The 18,811-nt window shown below is 38.2% G+C and carries 17 protein-coding genes, 1 tRNA gene, 1 pseudogene, 1 CRISPR repeat array and 1 riboswitch (1 of these 21 cut by a window edge); of the genes and pseudogenes, 17 read left to right on the plus strand and 2 right to left on the minus strand.

Annotated elements, in window-relative coordinates; translation table 11 throughout:
- Positions 1-137 precede the first annotated feature (137 nt).
- From QM406_RS01245 to QM406_RS01280, 8 genes are all read left to right on the plus strand, one after another.
- A complete protein-coding gene (locus tag QM406_RS01245) occupies positions 138-485 on the plus strand; it encodes a hypothetical protein (protein WP_414273184.1) in 348 nt (115 codons plus the stop codon).
- Positions 486-522: 37 nt separating this feature from the next.
- Entirely contained in the window at positions 523-921 is a 399-nt protein-coding gene (locus tag QM406_RS01250; protein ID WP_414273185.1) for a hypothetical protein, read from the plus strand.
- A gap of 53 nt (positions 922-974) precedes the next feature.
- Positions 975-1,382: a hypothetical protein gene (locus tag QM406_RS01255; RefSeq protein WP_414267184.1), complete on the plus strand. Its 408-nt coding sequence runs from the start codon at positions 975-977 to the stop codon at positions 1,380-1,382.
- A 382-nt stretch (positions 1,383-1,764) separates the two neighbouring features.
- Complete coding sequence (locus QM406_RS01260; protein WP_414273186.1) at positions 1,765-2,757, plus strand: ABC transporter ATP-binding protein; 993 nt, start codon at positions 1,765-1,767, stop codon at positions 2,755-2,757.
- Position 2,758: 1 nt separating this feature from the next.
- Positions 2,759-3,577 (plus strand): ABC transporter permease, encoded by an 819-nt coding sequence (locus QM406_RS01265; protein ID WP_315639586.1) that lies wholly within the window; start codon positions 2,759-2,761, stop codon positions 3,575-3,577.
- A gap of 1 nt (position 3,578) precedes the next feature.
- A complete protein-coding gene (locus tag QM406_RS01270; protein ID WP_315639584.1) occupies positions 3,579-4,364 on the plus strand; it encodes an ABC transporter permease in 786 nt (261 codons plus the stop codon).
- Between the two features lie 38 nt (positions 4,365-4,402).
- A complete protein-coding gene (locus QM406_RS01275) occupies positions 4,403-4,864 on the plus strand; it encodes a GNAT family N-acetyltransferase (RefSeq protein ID WP_414273187.1) in 462 nt (153 codons plus the stop codon).
- Positions 4,865-4,911: 47 nt separating this feature from the next.
- Positions 4,912-4,984 (plus strand) — tRNA-Thr (locus QM406_RS01280).
- Positions 4,985-5,153: 169 nt separating this feature from the next.
- Here the strand turns inward: QM406_RS01280 and QM406_RS01285 are convergent.
- Positions 5,154-5,579, minus strand: a complete 426-nt coding sequence (locus QM406_RS01285; RefSeq protein ID WP_414273188.1) for a hypothetical protein — start codon at positions 5,577-5,579, stop codon at positions 5,154-5,156.
- Positions 5,580-5,687: 108 nt separating this feature from the next.
- Positions 5,688-5,871: pseudogene (locus QM406_RS01290) on the minus strand (helix-turn-helix domain-containing protein); the annotation flags it as partial.
- A gap of 407 nt (positions 5,872-6,278) precedes the next feature.
- A riboswitch (glycine riboswitch) is annotated at positions 6,279-6,367 on the plus strand.
- 90 nt (positions 6,368-6,457) lie between these two features.
- On the opposite strand from QM406_RS01290, the gene QM406_RS01295 reads away from it, so the two are divergent.
- From QM406_RS01295 to csn2, 9 genes are all read left to right on the plus strand, one after another.
- Positions 6,458-7,780, plus strand: coding sequence for an alanine/glycine:cation symporter family protein (locus tag QM406_RS01295; protein ID WP_414273189.1), 1,323 nt, complete (start codon positions 6,458-6,460; stop codon positions 7,778-7,780).
- 438 nt (positions 7,781-8,218) lie between these two features.
- Positions 8,219-9,397 (plus strand): ryptide export MFS transporter, encoded by a 1,179-nt coding sequence (locus QM406_RS01300; RefSeq protein ID WP_414273190.1) that lies wholly within the window; start codon positions 8,219-8,221, stop codon positions 9,395-9,397.
- 136 nt (positions 9,398-9,533) lie between these two features.
- Positions 9,534-10,082, plus strand: a complete 549-nt coding sequence (locus QM406_RS01305) for a carboxymuconolactone decarboxylase family protein (RefSeq protein WP_045763587.1) — start codon at positions 9,534-9,536, stop codon at positions 10,080-10,082.
- A 14-nt stretch (positions 10,083-10,096) separates the two neighbouring features.
- The gene (locus QM406_RS01310) at positions 10,097-11,161 is read left to right on the plus strand and encodes an acyl-CoA dehydrogenase family protein (RefSeq protein WP_414273191.1); all 1,065 of its coding nucleotides are present in this window, start codon (positions 10,097-10,099) and stop codon (positions 11,159-11,161) included.
- Between the two features lie 108 nt (positions 11,162-11,269).
- Entirely contained in the window at positions 11,270-12,166 is an 897-nt protein-coding gene (locus QM406_RS01315) for a TDT family transporter (protein WP_075232154.1), read from the plus strand.
- A gap of 325 nt (positions 12,167-12,491) precedes the next feature.
- Positions 12,492-16,676, plus strand: a complete 4,185-nt coding sequence (gene cas9, locus QM406_RS01320; protein ID WP_414273192.1) for a type II CRISPR RNA-guided endonuclease Cas9 — start codon at positions 12,492-12,494, stop codon at positions 16,674-16,676.
- On the plus strand, positions 16,676-17,542 hold the full coding sequence (gene cas1, locus QM406_RS01325; protein ID WP_281334739.1) for a type II CRISPR-associated endonuclease Cas1: 867 nt from the start codon (positions 16,676-16,678) through the stop codon (positions 17,540-17,542). The genes cas9 and cas1 overlap by 1 nt, the downstream gene beginning before the upstream one ends.
- Positions 17,539-17,883 carry a CRISPR-associated endonuclease Cas2 gene (cas2, locus tag QM406_RS01330; RefSeq protein ID WP_281334738.1) on the plus strand — a complete coding sequence of 115 codons (345 nt, stop codon included), beginning with the start codon at positions 17,539-17,541 and terminating at the stop codon, positions 17,881-17,883. The genes cas1 and cas2 overlap by 4 nt, the downstream gene beginning before the upstream one ends.
- On the plus strand, positions 17,873-18,535 hold the full coding sequence (gene csn2 / locus QM406_RS01335) for a type II-A CRISPR-associated protein Csn2 (protein ID WP_281334737.1): 663 nt from the start codon (positions 17,873-17,875) through the stop codon (positions 18,533-18,535). The genes cas2 and csn2 overlap by 11 nt, the downstream gene beginning before the upstream one ends.
- Positions 18,536-18,625: 90 nt before the next feature.
- A CRISPR array of direct repeats spans positions 18,626-18,811; the repeat unit is 36 nt; unit sequence GTTTTAGAGCTGTGTTGTTTCGAATGGTTCCAAAAC; it runs 2,160 nt beyond the window's last position.

The following is an 18,811-nucleotide window of genomic DNA, read 5'->3' on the forward strand; positions in this document are numbered from 1 at the left end:
TTGATGACTCTTTAATTGCAGTTTTAGCTACACTAGGTTCATTTGGAAAGCTTGTTGACATTGGATTGCTAGCGATTATAGGTTTTTCGATGTTTAGGTGTGAGAAGATTACAGTACTTGTGAAAGGAAAGAAAGCCATGATATTCGATCAGTCCTTGCAAGCCTACCTACATGAAGTAGATGATGTTCTTGTAGCTTGGGAAGAAAAACAAAGTGGAAATTATGAGGTGGAAGCTCAGTTGCTTGCAGCTAATTACCATAAAAATAGATCTCGTATTCTTGCTTTTATACTGCCTAATTTACAAGAATTTTATGGGTATTTCACAGATGAAGAAGCTACTGAAAAATTGGGTAAACCCATCATCGAGCCAGAAAGACAAACCGTTACTTTCTGCGATCAAACTTTTGATGATATTCATATCTTTTCTTTTGACTATCAGGGGCAGGCATTTGAGAGTTTGGAGAATTTTGCCATTGATGGTTAAGGTCTGTTTTCAGTTTTAAAAAGAAGGAGAGAGACTGATGAGTACTGCTGATTTTGTCTTTATTGAGAGTAAAGACCCCATATTCCTAGATTTACAAGCCTTTTGTACTGCTTTGAGAGAAAAATTCCCAGGTATTTTGATCAGAGAAAGGACGAATCCTGAAAAAGCTTACTCGCTTTCTTGGGATTATCAAAGTCCTCAGCTTACTTTGGAAAGTTCACTGAGTAGCAAGAAAAATGTTTTTGTGATTGATTACTTTGATTCAACGAACAGGTTACAAGATTATGCCTCCTATATCATCTGGCTTCGGAAATGGTTTCCACCTGAAGAGAAAGTTTTCTTTTGTGATGAAGGTTATGAGTATGTGTTTGAACTTCCTAGTGATTTATCCCAAAAGGAGTTTGAAAACTACTTACGAACAAGGTTTGATGAGTGAAGAAGAAGTTCGAAAACGAATAATGATATGGATCAGTTGAAAAGGAGAATCAGATGCTTACTAAAGATGATATGTTAGTTGCTTTGCATGATGCAATTACTGAAGACCAAGAATTTGAGTTGGCAGACGAGATTGTAGATGCCATGGAGGCTTCCCCTCAACCCTTTGATTTGGTTGCTCCCATATTAGAACTCATTGCTAACCACCCAGAAGTAGATTTTGGAGCTCCAGGTGAGTTGGTTCACTTTGTGGAGCGATTTTATCATCAAGGCTATGAGGAATTATTGATGGAGTCAGTTCTAAAAAGTCCAACTGTGCATAACATCTGGATGCTTCATCGATGCTATAATGACAATGATCCAAATCTAGTCCGGCAGATTCAGACTTTGGTTGGAGAACTGAAGAAGGATAAGACTCTTGATTCACAAGTAAGAAGCATGATTGAAAACTTAACTTGGTAGAGGGAGGTGATGCAGCATCACCTTTTTATCTTTTCTTAGGGATAAAAATTTTCGATATAAATTAACACTTGTTTTCCTTAGACATTTGCACTATAACAGGGTGTTATTAGGGCTTTCTTTCCTTATGTTGAAAAAGAAGGCAGGTTTTTTGGTGTCTTAAGGAAACTATTAAACATAATTTTTGATTAAAAATATTATTTTAAGAGAGAAATCTCTAATTTCATAATCTATAAGCAAACGCTTGCATTCCTTTTTTTATTGGATTATAATAGGCTGGTATAAAGCTTTCTGTAATAATATTGAAAAGGTGTAGAAAGTAAGGATTTAGAATATTTGTAGTCAAAAATACAATGTTGCTATTCCTTACCATAGGGAGATAGATATGGCAATGATAGAAGTGGAACATCTTCAGAAAAATTTTGTGAAGACAGTTAAGGAACCGGGTTTGAAGGGGGCTTTACGTTCCTTTATTCATCCTGAAAAGCAGACCTTTGAAGCGGTCAAGGATTTGACTTTTGAAGTTCCAAAAGGACAGATTTTAGGATTTATCGGGGCAAATGGTGCTGGAAAGTCGACAACCATCAAAATGCTGACAGGGATTTTAAAGCCAACATCTGGCTATTGTCGGATTAATGGCAAGATTCCACAGGACAATCGCCAAGATTATGTCAAGGATATTGGAGTCGTTTTTGGACAACGCACCCAGCTATGGTGGGATTTGGCTCTGCAAGAGACCTACACGGTATTGAAGGAGATTTACGATGTGCCAGACTCGCTCTTTCATAAGCGCATGGACTTTTTGAATGAAGTCTTGGATTTGAAGGATTTTATCAAGGATCCCGTGCGGACTCTTTCATTGGGACAGCGCATGCGGGCGGACATTGCAGCTTCCTTGCTTCACAATCCCAAGGTTCTCTTTTTAGATGAGCCGACCATTGGTTTGGACGTTTCGGTCAAGGATAACATTCGTCGGGCCATTACTCAGATCAATCAGGAGGAAGAGACAACTATTCTCTTGACCACTCACGATCTGAGTGATATTGAGCAACTTTGTGATCGTATTTTTATGATTGACAAGGGGCAGGAGATTTTTGATGGGACGGTTAGCCAGCTCAAGGAAACCTTTGGTAAGATGAAGACACTCTCCTTTGAACTGCTACCAGGTCAAAGTCATATCGTTTCTCACTATGAAGGTTTTGCGGATATGAGCATTGATAGACAGGGGAATAGTCTCAACATTGAATTCGATAGTTCTCGCTACCAGTCAGCTGACATTATCAAGCAAACCCTGTCTGATTTTGAAATCCGCGATTTGAAGATGGTGGATACGGATATTGAGGATATTATCCGTCGCTTCTATCGAAAGGAGCTCTAAGATGGTCAAATTGTGGAGACGTTATAAACCCTTTATCAATGCAGGTGTTCAGGAATTGATTACCTACCGAGTAAACTTTATTCTCTATCGAATAGGCGATGTCATGGGGGCTTTTGTGGCCTTTTATCTCTGGAAGGCTGTCTTTGATTCCTCACAAGAGTCTTTGATTCAGGGCTTCAGTATGGCAGATATCACCCTCTACATCATCATGAGTTTTGTGACCAATCTTCTTACTAGGTCAGATTCTTCCTTTATGATTGGGGAGGAGGTCAAGGATGGTTCCATTATCATGCGCTTGCTGAGACCAGTGCATTTTGCGGCCTCTTACCTTTTCACCGAACTTGGTTCCAAGTGGTTGATTTTTATCTCTGTTGGCCTGCCATTTTTAAGTGTCATCGTGTTAATGAAAATCTTATCTGGGCAAGGGATTGTAGAAGTGCTGGGATTAACTGTCCTTTATCTTTTTAGCTTAACGCTGGCCTATCTGATTAACTTTTTCTTTAATATCTGCTTTGGATTTTCTGCCTTTGTGTTTAAAAATCTTTGGGGTTCCAATCTACTTAAGACTTCTATAGTGGCTTTCATGTCTGGAAGTTTGATTCCCTTGGCATTCTTTCCAAAGATGGTTTCAGATATTCTCTCCTTCTTGCCTTTTTCATCCTTGATTTATACTCCGGTCATGATCATTGTTGGGAAATACGATGCCAGTCAGATGCTTCAGGCGCTTTTGCTCCAGTTTTTCTGGCTCTTAGTGATGGTGGGCTTGTCTCAGTTGATTTGGAAACGAGTCCAGTCATTCATTACCATTCAGGGAGGTTAGTATGAAAAAATATCAACGTATGCATCTGATTTTTATCAGACAATACATCAAACAAATCATGGAATACAAGGTGGATTTTGTGGTTGGTGTGCTGGGAGTTTTTCTAACTCAAGGCTTGAACCTCCTATTTCTCAATGTCATCTTTCAACACATTCCATCACTAGAAGGTTGGACTTTTCAAGAAATTGCCTTTATCTATGGTTTTTCCTTGATTCCCAAGGGACTGGACCATCTCTTTTTTGATAATCTCTGGGCTTTAGGTCAACGACTAGTTCGAAAAGGGGAGTTTGACAAGTATCTGACTCGTCCTATCAATCCTCTCTTTCACATCCTCGTTGAGACCTTTCAGATTGATGCCTTGGGTGAACTCTTGGTCGGTGGCATTCTATTAGGAACAACAGTGACTAGCATCGCTTGGACTCTTCCAAAATTCCTGATTTTTCTAGTCTGTATTCCTTTTGCGACCTTGATTTATACTTCCTTGAAAATTGCGACAGCCAGCATCGCTTTTTGGACCAAGCAGTCAGGTGCCATGATTTACATTTTCTATATGTTTAATGATTTTGCCAAGTATCCTATTTCTATTTACAATTCATTTCTTCGATGGTTGATTAGCTTTATCGTTCCTTTCGCCTTTACGGCCTACTATCCTGCCAGCTATTTCTTGCAGGATAAGGATGTAATCTTTAACATCGGAGGTTTGATTTTGATTTCCCTTGTTTTCTTTGTCATTTCCCTTAAACTCTGGGACAGGGGCTTGGATGCCTATGAAAGTGCGGGTTCGTAAGAGGTAAAGTAAGACAAAAATCAAGAAAGGCACTTATAATGTTTGTAATTGAAGCAGTCAAGGATGAAGATCAAAAAATGGCAGTTGTTGCTGAGGTTTTAAAGGATTTGCCAGAATGGTTTGGAATTCCAGAAAGTACGCAAGCCTATATCGAAGGAGCCAAGGACTTGCAAGTGTGGGCTGCCTATCAGGAGAGTGATTTAACTGGCTTTGTAAGCTTGTCCTATTCTAGTGAAGATTGTGCAGAGATTGATTGTCTCGGAGTAAAAAAGGCTCATCAAGGTAGAGGAATTGGGAGCCAATTACTTGCTACTTTAGAAAGTGAAGCACGCAAAAAAGTCGACTATTTGCAGGTAAAAACTGTGGCAGAAGGTTCTAATAAAGATTATGATCGGACGAATATTTTTTATCGCAGTCTTGGCTTTAAAAAACTAGAGATTTTTCCGCAACTGTGGGGACCTCAGAATCCTTGTCAGATTTTGATTAAAAAGATGGGTTAAGAATCCCTTGACATCCGTCCTTATAGTGCTATACTATAAGTGGAATCGCCGATTTAGCTCAGTTGGTAGAGCACCGCACTCGTAACGCGAAGGTCACAGGTTCGATCCCTGCAATCGGCATTTTAGAAATGTAAAGAAAGACAAAGAAAATTCAGAATGTTTATTTGAAGGCAATTATCACAAGTTGATTTTTAAAAATAATTTAGTATTTTATTTGAAAAAAACAGTAAAAAGCGCAAAAAATCACTTCCTGTGCTATACTGTGATTGAAATTTTTTTAGTTTGGGCGTTAGAACTGTTTCCTCAGTCCTAGCGCCTTTTCTGTTTGATAAGTCTGTTTGGTGGAGAAATGATTCTGATACTCAATGAAAATCAAAGAGCAAAGTAGGAAACTAGCCGCAGGTTGCTCAAAGCACTGCTTTGAGGTTGTAGATAGAACTGACGAAGTCAGCTCAAAACACTGTTTTGAGGTTGCAGATGAAACTGACGAAGTCAGCTCAAAACGCTGTTTTGAGGTTGCAGATGAAACTGACGAAGTCAGTAACATATATACGGCAAGGCGACGTTGACGCAGTTTGAAGAGATTTTCGAAGAGTATGAGAATCTTATGGGCGCAAGTAATGATGGCTTTCATCTTGCTTCCTATTTGGGAAATTCGATTGTAAAAAGAAGAAAAGCCTGGATCCTTAGAATTTGCTGCAATCAATCCCGACATAGTCAAAGCTTGCTTGATATATCGATTTCCTTGCGTGATGTGTGAGGATATTTTAATGCCAGCACTTTCATAAGACTATTGAGCATAGTCGGCAGAATAAACCTTTTAGAAGCGCCCTATTCCAACACATTGTAGGACTGTCCCACGCTTGATTTCAGTATGGATAGTTTGAGGAGTTTTTCCAAGTAGAGGGGCAATTTCTCTATTTGATTTCCCTTTTTTTCCATCGTTCGATTAACCGACGGCTATCGATTGTCAAATGTTTGGCTTTTGTAGTATAATGGTTCTGAATCTCTGTGCCTTTCTTGTGTTTGTGGTTGAACAACAAGTATAACACAGAGCTGTTTTTTTATGCCTATAAGAGATTTCATGTGACAAGAGGAGCCCCTGAAGCTGTTTTGTCAGCTAAAGCAAGGCTAGTCTTAGCCTTGGACACCAGCCTAACATCATCAAGCCGCTTATCAAATGAAATCGAGTACTAGCTATAAGCTAGTTGAAGCATCTAATTTTTAGGAGGGCTGGATGGCTAACTTCATTATAGAACTTTCAGTAAAGCAAAAATCATGAAAAGTATAATAAAATTCTCTGAAAACAATTGACAAGGACAGTTTTTTCTTGTAAAATAAATAAAAATTAAATACAACACCGAATGAAGTTTAATAGAAGTGGAAAATCGTTTGATTTTTCATGACTGTAAATGGACGGAACTCTGGAGAGACCGTAAAGGCACCGAAGGGGCAAGGCAGGCAACTGCTCAAACTCTCAGGTAAAAGGACAGAGCAATGATAGAGCGCTTTTTGGCATTTATCGATGCATTCCAGAGTACATGTTTCTAGCATGTACTCTTTCTTTTGGGGTTGATTAGATAGGAGAAATGCATGTTAAATTTGCTAAAAGAAATAGACGCTTTTGTATGGGGACCACCCCTTTTGATCTTATTGGTTGGTACAGGGATTTACTTGACTCTTCGTTTAGGACTTTTACAAATTTTGCGTCTCCCTAAGGCCTTCCAGCTTATTTTTACCAAAGACAAGGGACAAGGAGATGTATCTAGTTTTGCCGCTCTTTGTACAGCCCTAGCAGCAACTGTTGGTACGGGAAATATCATCGGGGTGGCAACAGCCATCAAGGTTGGTGGACCAGGTGCTCTTTTTTGGATGTGGGTGGCTGCTTTCTTTGGAATGGCAACCAAATATGCAGAAGGACTACTTGCTATCAAATATCGGAGTAAGGATGAAAATGGCGCTATCGCAGGAGGACCGATGCACTATATCCTTCTAGGGATGGGAGAAAAGTGGCGCCCTCTTGCAATCTTCTTTGCTATAGCTGGAGTATTGGTTGCACTTTTAGGGATTGGTACTTTTACCCAGGTTAATTCCATTACAGAATCCGTTCAAAATACGGCTAGTATTGATCCGACAATTACTGCACTTGTTTTATCTATTTTCGTAGGGATAGCAGTCTTTGGTGGACTTAAGTCCATTTCAAAGGTGTCAACTACAGTTGTTCCCTTTATGGCTATTGTTTACATCTTGGGAACCTTGACAGTCATTTTTGTTAATATTGAGAAAATCCCTGCAACTTTGGCCTTGGTCTTTACATCAGCTTTTAGTCCAGTTGCTGCACTAGGAGGATTTGCTGGAGCCAGTATTCGAACTGCTATCCAGAATGGTGTAGCGCGTGGTGTCTTCTCTAATGAGTCTGGTTTGGGTTCAGCTCCTATTGCGGCTGCGGCAGCCAAGACAAATGAGCCGGTGGAGCAAGGTTTGATTTCCATGACAGGTACCTTTATTGATACCTTGATTATCTGTACATTGACTGGTTTGACCATCTTGGTGACTGGTGTCTGGAGCGGTGATTTGAATGGTGTTGCTTTGACTCAGTCAGCTTTTTCTACAGTCTTCTCTTTCTTTGGACCTGCTCTTCTAACAATCTTCTTGGTACTTTTTGCCTTTACTACGATTTTGGGTTGGAACTACTACGGAGAGCGTTGTTTTGAGTTTCTCTTTGGGGTTCGCTTCATCTGGCTCTACCGTGTGGTTTTTGTGCTCATGGTCTTGCTGGGAGGATTTATTGAGTTGGATATGGTCTGGATTATCGCAGATATTGTCAATGCCCTCATGGCACTGCCAAACTTGATTGCACTCTTAGCCTTGTCGCCAGTTGTTATTGCTGAGACTAAGAAGTATTTTGATAAATAATGTAAGATTGATATTACCATTTATAGATAAGACTAGCATCTGTTTGTGAGATGCTAGTTTTTTCACTACTAGGGCTAGTCTTTTGTTTTATACTCAATGAAAATCAAAGAGCAAACTAGGAAACTAGCCGCAGGTTGCTCAAAGCACTGCTTTGAGGTTGTAGATAGAACTGACGAAGTCAGCTCAAAACACTGTTTTGAGGTTGCAGATGAAACTGATGAAGTCAGTCACATATATACGGCAAGGCGACGTTGACGCGGTTTGAAGAGATTTTCGAAGAGTATTCTGTCATAAGATGAATGAAATTCAATAGTACCTCTTTAATGATATCCTTTATTTGCACTTTTATTTATTGTATAATAGTCAACATAAATGTGTTTTTGGTCTGATATGTCTTGTTTCATCTAAGTGCGAAATAAAAATAAACTGGAGGTGTTTATGTCAAAAGATATTCGAAAATTAGTGATTTCACAGGGACTAGCGAATCTAGCAGATGTCTTTTTTAGAGTCATTGTGATTGCAAATGTGTTTGTCTTATCTGGTTCGGTCATTTCAACCTCCCTAGTGCCAATTCTGATAGGTCTATCCTCCTTTTTAGCTAGTTTCTTAGTTCCATTAGTAACGAAGAGATTCGCTTTAAATCGTGTTCTTTTCTTGACTCAATTGGGTAAGACGACTCTGCTAGCGATTTTGTTTTTTCTACTCAAGCAATCTGAAACTATTTCCCTCCCTCTTTTATATGCTATTGTTACCTTAATCTCCGTTTTGGATGGTTTTGCAGCGCCTGTTTCCTATGCGATTGTTCCACGATATGCAAGTGATTTAGCTAAAGCGAATGCAGCCATCTCAATGAGTGGTGAAAGTGTACAACTCGTTGGTTGGGGTTTAGGAGGCTTCTTATTTGCGAGTCTGGGAATGAAGCCTAGCCTGCTCATTGTGTTATCCTTGTTTACACTTTCTACGATTTTGATGTTCGGTTTGCCACTAGTAGAAAAAGAAGAGTTGTCCTCTGAAACGAGTTTTGAGACGCTCACAAAAGGTTGGCGGCTGGTGGTTAAAGAATCAAGATTACGCTTTATTGTCCAGGCTAATCTCTTAGAAATTCTAGCTAATGCTATCTGGGTATCTTCTGTTTTACTTGTTTTTGTGACTGAAATTTTACATCAGTCAGAAAGCTATTGGGGTTATGTCAATACAGCTTATTCCTTGGGGATTATCTTGGGAGGAGCTATTATCTTCCGTCTAGCCGAGAAAGTTGTTACCTATAAATATCAGACTATGACCTTTTCTTTAATAACGACAGCACTAGTAACACTCTTGATATTGCTATTTCCAAATCTACCTATTTTCTTACTCCTATCTCTAGTAATTGGTTTTCTATCTCAAATCAAGGAAGTCCCTGAGAGTGTATTATTACAGGAATCGGTTGATGAGAAGGAACTTGTAAATGTTTACTCCGTTATTGAAGTTGTCTCTACCTTGGCCTTTTCTGCCTCTGTTTTTCTAATGAGTTCTATCACAGAATATTTTGGTGTATTTACTGGCTTTAGCCTGCCTATATTCTGCTTGCTAGTAGAGTCCATCTTAGTTTTAAGCAACAAGCATCAGATAAATTAACCGTTATGACCACACATCTGGTGTGATTTTTTTGTTTTCATAAAAATTTTTTATCAGTGCAATTTAAAATATATATTATGCAAGGTATAGATTCTGTGTTAGACTTATTGTCAACGAAAGAAAAAGAGGTTCTCTTATGACAACATTTACTATCCACACAGTAGAATCAGCGCCAGCAGAAGTGAAAGAAGTTCTTGAAACGGTACAAAAGGACAACAATGGTTATATCCCAAATCTTATCGGTCTTTTGGCCAATGCCCCTACAGCCCTAGAGGCTTATCGCACTGTTGGAGCTATTAACCGTCGCAATAGTCTAACACCTGTAGAACGAGAAGTGGTACAAATCACTGCAGCTGTAACCAACGGTTGTGCATTTTGCGTCGCTGGTCACACAGCCTTTTCTATCAAGCAAATCCAGATGAACGATGACCTACTTCAAGCCCTTCGCAATCGTACTCCAATCGAAAGCGATCCTAAGCTGGATACCCTAGCTAAGTTTACCTTGGCAGTTATCAATACCAAAGGGCGCGTAGGAGATGAAGCTCTTGGAGAATTTCTTGAAGCAGGCTATACACAAGAAAATGCCTTGGATGTTGTTCTCGGTGTCAGTCTAGCAAGTCTGTGTAACTATGCCAACAACCTAGCTAACACACCGATTAATCCAGAATTACAACCTTATGCATAAGAGGAGGGCAGAGTATGGGATTTTTTTCAGAAGAATTTTTAAGCTGGTTAGACCAGCATGCTGATGAAATTGACAAAAAATCATGTCAAGCTGGAGAAAAGCTGATTGAGAAAATTGCTGCAGAAGGTGCCTTTCGTGTAGGAGTACCAAAAGTTCTTGGAGGGCTAGGTGGAAGTGATCAAGATGTTATCGATATCCTTTCAGAACTCGCTCAACATTCCTTAACAGCTTCCTTTATCTCATGGGGGCAACGAACTTTAATAGACAATATTCTTCATACTGATAATGCTTATTTCAAAGAAGTTTACTTGGAAAAACTCTTATCAGGAGAATATGCAGGTGCTACGGCTTTGTCTAATGCGGTCAAGTATCTATCTGACTTAGAGGAACTAAATGTTCGTATCCTTGAAGAAAAGGGAAATTATTATCTTAAAGGACGACTTCCTTGGGTAACCAATGCTCGTAGGGATCGCTTCCTTACTATTTTTGTAGCAGGATTTGCAGATGATCCGAGTACAAGTTATGTAGTAGCCGTACCATCGGACGCAGAAAACTTTAGTCGTTCCGAAGATTTGGAATTTGTCTCTCTCCAAGGAGGAAATACGGCAGCTCTGACTTTCAACAAGGTTCCTTTAAAGGAAGAGTGGATTCTATCCAAGGATGCTCATCAATTTTTAGCGCAAAATCGTCCAGCTTTTTTAGGCTACCAATTTGGCCTAGCTTTTGGTTTGGCTGAACGTTCACTCTCAGAAGTCGAAAAAGAATTGGGGAAACGAGGTGTCTTGAAGGAAGAGTGGCAACATCAGGTCGAACAGTTAGATGATATTCGGCATTCTCTCTATCAAGGACTATCTGAAGAGTCCTATTTCGTTAAAAATCCGCGTGAGCTATTCCAGTTACGGATTGATATTGTTGATGTTGTTGCCCAAAGTCTCTTATTAGAACTACAAGCTGGTGGCGGTAGAGGATACTTTAGTAAATCGACATCCGGTTTCATACGTCGTTGGAATGAAGGCGCATTTTTGCCAATTGTTTCTCCTAGTGCTGTGCAATTGCGACATATTTTAGCGACAAACTAAAAATAAAGAAAATAAAAACGAGGTTTATCTTTTTAAACTTCGTTTTTTAATACTTCATTTAAGCGCTTTTATGCTATACTGATAATAACATGACTATTGGAGGTTCATATGAAAAAACTCCCCTTGGCCTTTTCAGGGTGTTTATTGGGATTGGCTGGAGCAGGCAATCTCATCCTGGATATTTTTCCACTATTATCGCACATCTTTAGTTTGTCAGGCTTGATTTTATGGTTTTATTTTTTATACAGTCATCTTAGTGATTGGCAAGAAATCCAGCAAGAACTTAAGAAAGCTCCTCTATTATCGGGAATGGCGACTTTTCCCATGGCAGGGATGATTTTATCAACCTACTTACTGCGAATCTTACCTGCGAGTATGAGTATCATAGTGCAAGCTCTTTGGTGGTTTGCCTTTCTACTGGATGTAGGTTTAATCATCTACTTCACTAAAAATTATGTGCAGACTAAACCAAGAACGAGCGCAACGCCAAGTTGGACAGTTCTTTATGTGGGAATAGCAGTAGCAAGCTTGACCTACCCAGTGGTGGGCATAGTCGAGATTGCCTATGGTGCTTGGATTTTTGGCTTTACCTTAACCCTTTTCCTTTATCCTCTGATTTATCAAGATTTGAAAAGTAATCCATTGCCACGGGCTTTACTGGGGCAAGAAGGAATCTATTGTGCTCCCTTTTCTCTACTGTTAGCAGCACTCGTTCGGATCGGAGGTTCAGCTCTTCATGTCTGGATTTTGCTAGTCATGATTCTTGCTTCACAAACTTTCTTTTTCTTTGTCCTCAGTCGCTTGCCAAATATTTTAAAACAGGGATTTCAACCAGCTTTTTCAGCCCTAACCTTCCCAACTATCATCACAGCAACTTCATTGAAAATGGCCCAAGGCATTCTGCAGTTTCCAGTCCTTAACCTCCTCGTTTGGCTGGAAACGATCATTTGTTTAACAATCCTTGTCTATGTATTAGTAGAATATATGCGGTATTTAAGGAACTAAAAAAGCCCCTAGCACTGAGAAGTGTTAGGGGGTTATATATATCTAGTTTAAAAAGCGTTTGGAACCATTCGAAACAACACAGCTCTAAAACTAAAATATAACATCCTTACTGATTTTAACAAATTTTTACTAATAAATCATTATTTTTGTTGAAATCTTTAAAATTAGTAGTATAATTATAGTTATATTTTAAGGGGTATCTAATAAAGATATTTTTAAAGATTACAAGATGAGTTTAGATGATAATAAATCAATTTTGTAGTTAAAAAATAATTTTTAATTTTGTAAATATAATAAAAATTTTTTATAGGAGGATTATCAATATATGAATTCAAAAAATTACTCTATCGGACTTGATATTGGAACTAACAGCGTCGGATTTGCCGTCATTACGGATGACTATAAGGTTCCATCGAAAAAGATGAAAGTTCTGGGCAATACCGATAAACGATTTATCAAGAAAAATCTAATTGGAGCTTTATTATTTGATGAGGGAACTACTGCTGAGGCTAGACGTCTTAAACGAACTGCACGTCGTCGCTATACTCGTCGTAAAAATCGCCTTCGCTATCTTCAAGAAATCTTTTCTGAGGAAATGAGCAAGGTGGATAGTAGTTTCTTTCATCGCTTAGACGACTCCTTTTTAGTTCCTGAGGATAAAAGAGAAAGTAAATATCCTATTTTTGCTACCTTAGCAGAAGAAAAAGAATATCACAAGCAATTTCCAACTATTTATCATTTGAGAAAACAGTTAGCAGATTCAAAGGAAAAAGCTGATTTACGCTTGATTTATCTGGCATTAGCTCATATGATTAAATATCGCGGGCATTTTTTATACGAAGATACATTTGATATTAAAAACAATGATATCCAAAAAATTTTTAACGAATTTATAAGCATTTACGATAACATCTTTGAAGAAAGTTCACTTAGTGAGCAAAATGTACAAGTAGAAGCAATTCTTACAGATAAAATTAGTAAATCTGCAAAGAGAGAACGCGTTCTAAAACTATTTCCTGACGAAAAGTCTACTGGTTTGTTTTCAGAATTTCTCAAGCTGATTGTAGGGAATCAAGCTGATTTCAAAAAACATTTTGAACTAGAAGAAAAATCTCCACTACAATTCTCTAAAGATACCTATGATGAGGATTTAGAAAATTTGCTCGGACAAATTGATGATGATTTTGCAGATCTCTTTGTAGTTGCAAAAAAACTCTATGATGCCATTCTTTTATCAGGAATCTTAACTGTTACAGATCCTTCAACCAAGGCTCCACTATCGGCGTCTATGATTGAACGCTATGAAAATCACCAAAAAGATTTGGCAGCTTTAAAACAATTCGTCAAAAACAATCTTCAAGAAAAATATGATGAAGTTTTTTCTGATGATTCTAAAGATGGCTATGCTGGATATATCGATGGCAAGACCACACAAGAAGCATTTTACAAATATATCAAAAATCTTCTCTCTAAATTCGAAGGAGCAGACTATTTCCTTGATAAAATTGAACGCGAAGATTTTTTGATAAAACAACGAACCTTTGATAATGGTTCTATTCCTCATCAAATTTATCTTCAAGAGATGAATGCTATTCTTCGTCGTCAAGGAGAACACTACCCATTTCTAAAGGAAAACAGAGAAAAGATTGAGAAAATCTTGACATTCCGTATTCCTTATTACGTCGGTCCATTGGCTAGTGGAAATAGTGATTTCGCTTGGCTTACTCGAAATTCTAAAGAAGCAATAAGACCTTGGAATTTTGAAGAAATTGTTGATAAAGCAAGCTCTGCAGAAGCCTTCATCAATAAGATGACTAACTATGACTTATATCTGCCAGAGGAAAAAGTTTTGCCTAAGCACAGTCTCTTGTATGAAACATTTGCTGTCTATAATGAATTAACAAAAGTAAAATTTATTGCAGAAGGTTTAACAAGGTATCAGTTTTTAGACAAAAAGCAAAAGAAAGATATTTTTTATACTCTTTTTAAGGCCGAGGATAAAAGAAAAGTAACTGAAAAAGATATCATTCATTATCTACACAATGTTGATGGCTACGATGGAATCGAACTAAAAGGAATTGAAAAACAATTTAACGCTAGTCTTTCTACTTACCATGATTTACTCAAAATTATCAAGGATAAAGAGTTTATGGATGATGCTAAAAATCAAGCAATTCTTGAAAATATCGTCCACACGCTAACTATCTTTGAAGATCGTGAGATGATTAAGCAACGTCTTGCTCAGTATGACTCTCTCTTTGATGAAAAAGTAATCAAGGCACTAACTCGTCGACATTATACTGGTTGGGGAAAACTCTCTGCTAAGTTGATTAACGGTATCTGCGATAAAGAAACTGGCAAAACGATTCTTGATTATCTGATCGATGACGATTACAACAATCGTAACTTTATGCAGTTAATCAATGATGACAGACTTTCTTTCAAAGAAATTATTCAAAAAGCGCAAGTAGTTGGCAAGACAGACGATGTGAAGCAAGTTGTCCAAGAACTTCCAGGAAGCCCAGCTATTAAAAAGGGGATTTTACAAAGTATCAAGATTGTTGATGAACTTGTAAATGTCATGGGTCATGATCCAGAGTCCATTGTGATTGAGATGGCACGAGAAAATCAGACAACTGCCAGAGGGAAAAAGAATTCCCGACAAAGATATAAACGTATTGAAGATTCATTGAAAATCTTAGCAACTGGACTTAACTCCAAAATTCTAAAACAACATCCGACAGATAACACTGCCTTACGTGATGATAAACTCTTCCTTTATTATCTCCAAAATGGTCGAGACATGTATCTTGATGAAGAGCTGGACATTGATAGACTTGAGGATTATGACATTGATCATATCATCCCTCAAGCCTTTATAAAGGATGACTCTCTTGATAACCGTGTCTTAACTAGTTCAAAGGAGAATCGTGGTAAAACTGACAACGTTCCAAGTTTAGAAGTTGTTCAAAAAAGAAAAGCTTTTTGGCAACAATTATTGGATTCTAAATTGATCTCAGAACGTAAGTTTAATAATTTAACCAAGGCTGAACGCGGTGGGCTGGATGAACGTGATAAAGTTACCTTCATCAAACGCCAACTAGTTGAAACACGACAAATCACAAAACATGTTGCACAGATTTTGGATGCCCGCTTCAATACAAAAGTGAATGAGAAGAACCAGAAAATCCGTACTGTCAAAATTATCACTTTGAAATCCAATCTAGTTTCTAACTTCCGTAAAGAATTCCGACTATATAAGGTAAGGGAAATCAATGACTACCACCATGCGCATGATGCCTATTTAAATGCAGTAGTAGCTAAGGCTATCCTTAAGAAATATCCTAAACTAGAGCCTGAATTTGTCTATGGTGACTATCAAAAACATGATCTTAAGAGATACATCTCAAGAAGTAAAGATCCTAAAGAAATTGAAAAAGCAACAGAAAAGTATTTCTTCTACTCAAATTTGTTAAACTTCTTCAAAGAAGAAGTGCATTACGCAGACGGAACTATCGTAAAAAGGGAGAATATCGAGTACTCCAAGGATACGGGAGAAATCGCTTGGAATAAAGAAAAAGATTTCGCAATAGTGAAAAAAGTGCTTTCTCTTCCACAAGTTAATATTGTGAAGAAAACAGAAGTTCAGACACATGGTTTAGACAGAGGTAAACCTAAGGGGCTGTTTAATTCGAATCCATCTCCTAAACCATCAGAAGATAGTAAAGAAAATCTAGTTCCCATTAAACAAGGGCTTGATCCACGAAAATATGGTGGATATGCTGGTATTTCTAATTCATACGCAGTATTGGTTAAAGCGATTATTGAGAAAGGAGCGAAAAAACAACAGAAGACAATTCTTGAGTTTCAAGGTATCTCTATTTTAGATAAAATAAATTTTGAAAAGAACAAAGAAATTTATCTTCTTAAAAAAGGATACACAGAAATTCTATTAACTATTACTTTACCTAAATATAGTTTATTTGAGTTTCCTGATGGTACAAGGCGAAGACTAGCAAGTATTCTATCGACAAATAATAAACGAGGAGAAATTCATAAAGGAAATGAACTAGTCCTACCTGCAAAGTATACAACTCTTTTGTATCATGCTAAGAATATTAATAAAACACTCGAACCAGAGCACCTAGAGTATGTTGAGAAACATAGGGATGAGTTTGCTAAACTTTTAGAATATGTACTCGATTTTAACGAAAAGTACGTTGGGGCGCTGAAAAATGGAGAGAAAATCCGTCAAGCATTTACAGATTGGGAAACAGTTGATATCAAACAATTGTGTTTCAGTTTCATCGGTCCAGAAAATAGTAAGAATTCTGGATTATTCGAGTTGACATCGCAAGGGAGTGCTTCTGACTTTGAGTTCTTAGGAGTAAAAATTCCACGATACAGAGACTATACACCTTCATCACTCCTCAACGCCACCCTCATCTACCAATCCATCACTGGTCTCTACGAGACTCGGATTGACTTAAGAAAACTAGGAGAAGACTAATGGGATGGAGAACCGTTGTTGTCAATACGCACTCTAAACTATCCTACAAGAATAACCACTTGATTTTTAAAGATGCCTCTCGGACAGAGTTGATTCACCTGTCCGAGGTGGACATCCTACTTTTGGAGACGACAGACATCGTTCTCTCCACTATGCTAATTAAACGCTTGGTGGATGAAAATATTCTGGTCATCTTTTGTGATGATAAACGCTTGCCAACTGCATACTTAATGCCCTACTACGGTCGGCATGACTCCAGTTTGCAACTCTCCCGACAAATCGCTTGGGATGAGGATACTAAGGCACAAGTTTGGACCACCATTATTGCACAAAAAATTCTCAATCAGGCTTTTTATTTGGGGAGTTGTGGTTTTCTGGAGAAGAGCCAGTCCGTCATTGATCTATATCATGGTTTAGATCTATTTGACCCAAGCAATCGTGAGGGACACGCAGCACGGATTTATTTCAACACCTTGTTTGGGAATGATTTTAGTCGTGAGCAAGACAATGATGTCAATGCTGCCTTGGACTACGGCTACACCTTGATTTTGAGTATGTTTGCGCGTGAGATTGTATTGTCTGGCTGCATGACCCAATTTGGATTGAAACATGCCAATCAGTTCAATCAATTCAACCTAGCTAGCGATATTATGGAACCTTTCCGTCCCATTATTGACAGGATTGTCTATGAAAATCGAAGCAGTTCTTTTGTCAAAATCAAGCGAGAACTTTTTACTATTTTCTCAGATACCTTTCACTACAATGGTAAAGATATGTACCTGTCTAATATCGTCAGCGACTATACTAAGAAAGTCATTCAAGCGCTCAATCAACCGGAGAAAGGAGTTCCTGAGTTTAGGATATGAGTTATCGATATATGCGTATGATTTTAATGTTTGATATGCCCGTTGATACAGCCGAGGAACGCAAGGCCTATCGGAAATTTAGGAAGTTCCTCATAGATGAAGGATTTATCATGCACCAATTCTCCATCTATAGCAAGCTCTTGCTCAACAACTCTGCTAATAACGCTATGATTGAGCGACTCAAGATTCATAACCCTAAAAAAGGGAACATCACTCTCTTAACCGTCACAGAAAAGCAGTTTTCTCGCATGATTTACTTAAATGGTGAGCGAAATACTAGCGTAGCAAACTCCGACGCTCGTTTGGTCTTTCTGGGAGAGGAGCCTAGTGATGAAGATTAACTTTCCGCTATTGGATGAACCATTAGCTATTGAAAATGCGGCCTTTTTAGTGCTGGAAGACCAGTTTACCTTTTCAACTATCGTCAAGCAGTTCTACCAATATACTGATGATGGGGAGTTGAAGTTGTTTGATAGAAATCTAAAAGCGCTGAAAGAGTCCGAGTTACTAGTGATAACGGATGTCTTAGGATACAATCTCAACTCACCTGCTATGATTAAACTGATACATGCAGATCTTGAAAATCAGCTCAATGACAAACCAGAAGTCAAATCCATGATTGAAAAGCTAGTAGCTACGATTACAGAATTGTTAGCATTTGAGTGCTTGGAAAATGAACTAGACCTGGAGTACGATGAAATCACCATTCTAGAGTTGATTGATGCGTTAGGAGTCAAAGTTGAAACTCTGAGCGATACTCCTTTTGAAAAGATGCTAGAAATTATCCAGGTTTTTAAGTATCTTTCCAAAAAGAAACTCCTTGTTTTCATCAATGCGACAGCCTATCTATCAAAGGATGAGTTAGCAAATCTGATAGAGTATATCCAACTCAATCAACTAAGGGTTTTATTTGTGGAACCTCGAAAAGTCTATGATTTTCCGCAGTATGTGCTGGATCAAGACTATTTCTTGAACCCTGAAAATATGCTATAATAAGAGTAATAATTGGAACCTGACGATCTGGAGTCTGGCTGGGACGAATAGCGCGATTACGAAATTTCGTGAGAAAAATTTTTCTACGAGGTTTTAGAGCTGTGTTGTTTCGAATGGTTCCAAAACTTGCGCTGGGTAGTTTGGCACTTCCTGCGCGTTTTAGAGCTGTGTTGTTTCGAATGGTTCCAAAACTGTCACAACCGCCCAGCAGTTGAGAATATAGTTTTAGAGCTGTGTTGTTTCGAATGGTTCCAAAACTACGCAGAGGGGTATGAG

It is taken from the genome of Streptococcus infantis (assembly GCF_047465035.1).
Lineage (GTDB): Bacteria > Bacillota > Bacilli > Lactobacillales > Streptococcaceae > Streptococcus > Streptococcus infantis_T.

Coding starts and splice junctions, on each gene's coding strand:
- QM406_RS01300 (WP_414273190.1), top strand. CDS start 8,219: ATGTCAAAAGATATTCGAAAATTAGTGATTTCACAGGGACTAGCGAAT.
- cas2 (WP_281334738.1), top strand. CDS start 17,539: ATGAGTTATCGATATATGCGTATGATTTTAATGTTTGATATGCCCGTT.
- QM406_RS01265 (WP_315639586.1), top strand. CDS start 2,759: ATGGTCAAATTGTGGAGACGTTATAAACCCTTTATCAATGCAGGTGTT.
- QM406_RS01250 (WP_414273185.1), top strand. CDS start 523: ATGAGTACTGCTGATTTTGTCTTTATTGAGAGTAAAGACCCCATATTC.
- QM406_RS01310 (WP_414273191.1), top strand. CDS start 10,097: ATGGGATTTTTTTCAGAAGAATTTTTAAGCTGGTTAGACCAGCATGCT.
- QM406_RS01270 (WP_315639584.1), top strand. CDS start 3,579: ATGAAAAAATATCAACGTATGCATCTGATTTTTATCAGACAATACATC.
- csn2 (WP_281334737.1), top strand. CDS start 17,873: ATGAAGATTAACTTTCCGCTATTGGATGAACCATTAGCTATTGAAAAT.
- QM406_RS01255 (WP_414267184.1), top strand. CDS start 975: ATGCTTACTAAAGATGATATGTTAGTTGCTTTGCATGATGCAATTACT.
- QM406_RS01275 (WP_414273187.1), top strand. CDS start 4,403: ATGTTTGTAATTGAAGCAGTCAAGGATGAAGATCAAAAAATGGCAGTT.
- QM406_RS01260 (WP_414273186.1), top strand. CDS start 1,765: ATGGCAATGATAGAAGTGGAACATCTTCAGAAAAATTTTGTGAAGACA.
- QM406_RS01285 (WP_414273188.1), bottom strand. CDS start 5,579: ATGTCGGGATTGATTGCAGCAAATTCTAAGGATCCAGGCTTTTCTTCT.
- QM406_RS01245 (WP_414273184.1), top strand. CDS start 138: ATGATATTCGATCAGTCCTTGCAAGCCTACCTACATGAAGTAGATGAT.
- QM406_RS01315 (WP_075232154.1), top strand. CDS start 11,270: ATGAAAAAACTCCCCTTGGCCTTTTCAGGGTGTTTATTGGGATTGGCT.
- QM406_RS01295 (WP_414273189.1), top strand. CDS start 6,458: ATGTTAAATTTGCTAAAAGAAATAGACGCTTTTGTATGGGGACCACCC.
- QM406_RS01305 (WP_045763587.1), top strand. CDS start 9,534: ATGACAACATTTACTATCCACACAGTAGAATCAGCGCCAGCAGAAGTG.
- cas9 (WP_414273192.1), top strand. CDS start 12,492: ATGAATTCAAAAAATTACTCTATCGGACTTGATATTGGAACTAACAGC.
- cas1 (WP_281334739.1), top strand. CDS start 16,676: ATGGGATGGAGAACCGTTGTTGTCAATACGCACTCTAAACTATCCTAC.